The sequence below is a fragment of the Bartonella sp. AP36NXGY genome (genome assembly GCF_042195865.1).
In the GTDB taxonomy this organism is placed as follows: Bacteria; Pseudomonadota; Alphaproteobacteria; order Rhizobiales; family Rhizobiaceae; genus Bartonella.
The window spans coordinates 1-4,564 of the sequence record NZ_JBHIPD010000052.1 but is presented as its reverse complement, the minus strand read 5'-3'; the positions used below and the strand labels follow the sequence as shown (position 1 = coordinate 4,564).

At 36.1% G+C, this 4,564-nt stretch carries 2 protein-coding genes; both read left to right on the top strand.

From position 1 onward, the window contains the following. Positions 1-271 precede the first annotated feature (271 nt). Entirely contained in the window at positions 272-421 is a 150-nt protein-coding gene (locus tag ACFINX_RS09420) for a hypothetical protein (protein ID WP_375612614.1), read from the top strand. A gap of 970 nt (positions 422-1,391) precedes the next feature. Next, a partial coding sequence (locus ACFINX_RS09415; protein WP_375668735.1) for an autotransporter outer membrane beta-barrel domain-containing protein occupies positions 1,392-4,564 on the top strand: 3,173 nt, incomplete at its 3' end.

Sequence of the window (4,564 nt, the reverse complement as noted above, 5' to 3'; positions counted from 1 at the left end):
CAACTGTCTCACAATTTCTCCCTTCATGGTGATGTAAGTTATCAACAAAAGCTTCAGAAAACTGGTATCTCTGGAGCAAATTTCTCAGGCGGCATACGCTATCAGTTTTAAATCAAGGCTGTAAAAGCAAGCCTATTCATTCTATTCAATTTAATAAAAAGGCAGCACGATATGCTGCCTTTTTTTATTCTTGACACCCTTTCATAAAAAGATCGCTCGAATAGCTTTTGTTCTTTATCCTCCCAAGATCATCTCCATCAAGATTTATTGATTGACAAGGCTAGGTATTGTTTTTGATGCATACCAGATTGAAGTAGTTGCTCGTACACAGGCAAAAAAACGCTTTCGTTATAATCCTGAAAAGACAGCTGTGGAAGGTCTTGCCAATTTGCTGGAATTGGGGAGCGTGAAATGCGTGTAGCAGTCTTTGCGCAAAAGAATGAAAATATGCACTAAAGCGGGTGGTTATGCTTAAGGGTGAGAATAAATTCAGTGATTTTGAGAAATCTGCCCCTTACGCTGTCTTAGATATTGAATGGCATTTATCTCTCATAAACAAAAATGTCGCAAAGCGCTTCATCTCCAAGTGAAAGTAAAACTTTCAGAAAAAACACCTTATATGTATTTATTGATAAATCATATATGTTTATTGATAAATCGCGCTTGCTTCATAAAATCCCCTTCCCCTTTTTCTCAAAGCAAAAAGAAAATGTAAAGTTTTACTGTCGTAAGTAGATAAAAAGCACAAGCTACTATTATTTTCCTCTTTACATAGGAAACATACTGCAAAATATTTCTTTACGCAGATAATTTAATTAAATACACCAAAAAAACAAAGACATCAACCACTTTATCAAAATACTCAAGAAGAAACTAAGATTTATAAAAGCATCAATCAGTACTCTTTAGCATATTTATAAAACACATTACATCCAATATAAAACACCTCAGATCTAAAATTAAGTAAACTTTTTTAATTTTTGCTGACGGCTGTTCCCAACGATGCTGTCCCCCCTTTATTCTCCTTAATGCATCAAAATATATGACAGTACTGTGATACCATTAAAAAGTACAAACAAACAACGATCATTTGCTTATAATATTGTCTTTAAATATCATTTTAATATTTTTAATTATATATTTAATACGTAATAACTAAAACTATAAATATAATATGACTTAAATGTAAATATATACATTAATTATTATATTTTTTAATTTGACTATAAGTAAATTATAAAACTATAAGTAAATTATAAAATAGTGAGCAAGAAGAATATTTTTATAGACCATTATTTATTTTCTTATATTGTTTGTTCTTCTTATAACAAGTGGAGATATGGCAAACAGAAAAAATATTTGTAGCTTAGTTTTAAGTGAGGAGAACATAAATGTCTAAAAAATCTCTTTTATCGCATACAGCAACTGCAGCAATTCTATTATTTGGGACCTACCACAACACACAAGCGGAAGAACTTAAAGAACTTAAAGTTTCTGATGGAAAAAAAATGGAAGTCTCTAAAGAAAGCTACGATAATATTTGGGCAGAAACAGGTGGAAAAATCATCGGCAAGAATTTAAAGCTGGGGAGTACCTCTCCAACACCACCATCTGTTACAACCGTTGTCACCGTTAAAGGATCCGATAGTTTGATTGAATTATCGGACAATACCATCATTGGTGCTCCACTTGGAACTAAATCTTCCTATGAATACGGCGTTAATATATCGGACAACGCTACATTCAAAATGACAGGAGGTTCTATCAATGTTGATAAAACCGCTATTCAGCTAAATGCGGGTAACGGAAATATGGAAAATGTCACAATAACAAGTGAAAACAGTGACCCCTATAACGCAATAAAAGCTGAAAAAAAAAGTAAACTCACTTTGAAAAATATAACTGTTAAAAAAGCAAAAAACAGCATCTTTGCAGATAACCAAACTCAAGTAACAGTTATCGATGGATCTTTTGAGGCAAACGAAACAGCAATCAATGCTCGAAACGGTAGTATCATTACTTTAAACAATAAGGCAAAAATCACATCACTTAACGGTGATGGGCTCAATGCCATTGGTGAGCAATCAAAAATTTTTATGACAGAGGGAACTGTTACCGGTAGCAATAGTGTATTATATACAAAAGCTGGTGGATATATTAATGTTAAAGATGTTGTGCTCACAGCAAATGGTAAAGGAACAAAATTCGGTGCATTTGCAAGAGGTTCCAGCACTATTGAATTGAATGGTAACACAACAATTAAAAATGCTTCGATCGGTGTTAAAGCCGAAAGTGATAATGCGACAATCAAGATGACCGGAGGATCGATTGAGGTCACAGGAGACAAAGCAGTAGGTGCATCATTTCTTAACACCACCAGCAAAGAAAACACGCTAAAAGATGTAAAAATATCAAGCGGAAATGATGACTTTCTTATGGATAAAGGAATAAGTGCTGACAAAGGAAGTATTGTCACTTTAAATAATGTAACCGTCACGAAAGCAAAAAACAGCATCTTAGCAGATAACAAATCTCAAATAACAATCACCGGCGGATCTTTTGAGGCAAAAGGAGAAGCAATAATTGCTCAAAACGGCAGTAGCATTACTTTAAACAATGATGCGAAAATCATTTCATCTGAGCATAATGCGCTGAGTGCCATTGGTGAGCAATCAAAAATTTTCATGACAGGAGGAACTGTTACTGGGAGTAATAATTCATTATATGCAACTTTGGGTGGATATATTAATGTTAAAGATGTTGCACTCACAGAAAATGGCGAAAGCTCAGTTACAGGCGCATCAGCTGAGGGCCCAAACAGCGTCATTGAATTAAAAGGAAAAACAACGATTACGAAGACTCTCTTTGGTCTTTATGTAACGGATGGAGGCAAAATCACAAGTGAAGAATTAACGATAAAAGGGAAGAAAACAAATATTGAGGGAATCGAACTGCCCAGCATGGGTGTAAATGCTGCTGCAAATAGCGTCATTGAATTAAACGGAAAAACAACGATTGAAAAAGTTGATTTTGGACTTGTCGCATCCAATAGCACGATTAAGATGATCAATGGCGCTGAAAACAAAATAGATGCAACAATAATTGCACTAAAGATAAACAGAAATGGACATATTGATCTCGCAAATACTTCTGCAACAGCAGGGGTTGCTGGGGTGAATTTTGCAGATTTGTCTAAAAATAAGTTAAATGGCCTAAGTAATAGTAATCCACAAGATTGGCAAAACAGTGAAGTTAATTTGACCAATACAGATCTGATCGTTGAAAATGGTGTTGGAATAAATACCGATGAATCAATGGGGAAAATTAATCTCAAAAATTCAAAAATCCTTGCAGATACGTTATTCAAAAACATAAAGCAGAAGACAAAACCTGTTGAAATGTTTACTTTAACCGCAGATCATTCTGTCTTACAAGGCGGTGTAAGAAATGACGAAAATGGGCAAACACGCTTTGATCTGAAAAACAACACAAAATGGACGTTGAAGATCAGTAACAATGAAAAAGATGCTGATGGAAAACTACTTGATATTGCTCAAAGATCTCGTTCCGATATTTCTACGCTTAATCTCGATAACAGCTCCATTATGTTTAGCAAGCCAACAGAAGAGCATTACCAAACATTGCATATAGGTTCTGGTAAACCAGACACGCAAGAAGTCTACAATGCAACGGGTGATGCAAAGATTTACTTCAATACGGCTTGGAGTGATGGTGCTGCAATAAATGACCAAAAAACCGATAGACTTTTGATCCATGGGGATGTCTCTGGCAACACATCAGTTTATGTCACGGGGCGCTTAGAAGAGAACAATATCGAAGCAAATACCTCTGCTGCTGCCAATGTCCGGGGTCTTTCACTTATTCAAGTTTCTGGAAAAGCAGAGGAAAACTCTTTCAAACTGGTAAATGGCTATACCACAAGAGGTGGCTTACCGGATATGTATACACTACGTGCCTATGGACCAGACTCAAGCCAAGGCAAAGCCGATATTGCGCAAAACCTCTTTGATGAAAAGAATGAAAATTTCTGGGATTTCCGTTTACAACCCGAACTGCTTGGCTCCAATTCTGGTTCAAATCCTGATCCTGAAACAAATATCCCTACTGTTGCCCTTGTACCACAAACAGCAAGCTATTTGGTCATGCCAAATGCTCTCTTCTATAGTGGATTAACCGATATGGCTAAACAAAACGCACTCTTAGCCAATATCAGAACATCTGTCTTAGGAAAAGAAGAAGAAAAACAAACCGGTTTCTTCCTCTATACTTACGGAAACACAGGAACCTTATCTTCCAAGCGTGGGCCTCTCAAATATGGTTATGGTGCTGATATCCGCTATGCTGCTCTACAAGCCGGTGTTGCATTCTCGGCATTAGAAGGACAAAATACCACAACACATTTCGGTCTTGTAGGCACCTATGGGCGGCTATCTTTCACTCCAAAGGATATGGATAATGTAAGTAAAAACACATTGGATAAATGGTCACTAACAGCTTATGGCAGCGTGCAGCATGACAATGGTTTCTATATGGATACACTGTT